Annotated in this window: 1 pseudogene; it reads left to right on the top strand. The window is 67.5% G+C overall.

Annotation, left to right across the window (positions count from 1 at the left end):
- Positions 1–336: 336 nt before the first annotated feature.
- Positions 337–493, top strand: a pseudogene (locus LPA54_RS36915) (phosphatase); the annotation flags it as partial.

Below are 493 nucleotides of genomic sequence, written 5' to 3'. Positions count from 1 at the left end.
ACCGGCCTGATCTCGCTGCGTGCCATGGGCGCCTCCCGATGCCTCTGCCGACCCCGCTCCCGTATCGGGAATGGGATTCGTTTTCGTCCTGGCGAGGTAACGCGAGCCACCCCCTCGGCATTCCCGCTCCACAACACACCCCGAGCCGCATGGCCAACTCGCCCTAAACGTAAGCCTGTTCGGTTACTCGCCGCACCGGAGAGCCGCTGGCATATGCCAGAAGCACGAACGCATCGAGTGTTGCCAAATGCCTTACGGCCCGCCGTGGCCTGTGCGACAGTCGGTAGCGGTCCACCCTTCAGAACCGGCTAGGCCGCGCCTGTATCGGAGTACGAGATGCCGTCCCCCCTCTTCGCGGACCGCCCCGCACCACAGCCTCCCGCGCATGACGCCGTCGACGCCCTGATCCACCGGACGCGTCGGCTGCGCGGGGATGTGGACGCCGTGCGGCGGGACACCGTCGTGTTCGACGAGGACGACCCCCAGCTGCGCT

The organism is Streptomyces sp. DH12 (assembly GCF_020873895.1).
In the GTDB taxonomy this organism is placed as follows: domain Bacteria; phylum Actinomycetota; class Actinomycetes; order Streptomycetales; family Streptomycetaceae; genus Streptomyces.
Note: the sequence above shows the minus strand (reverse complement) of the source record. Positions and strands in the feature narration are given on the sequence as shown.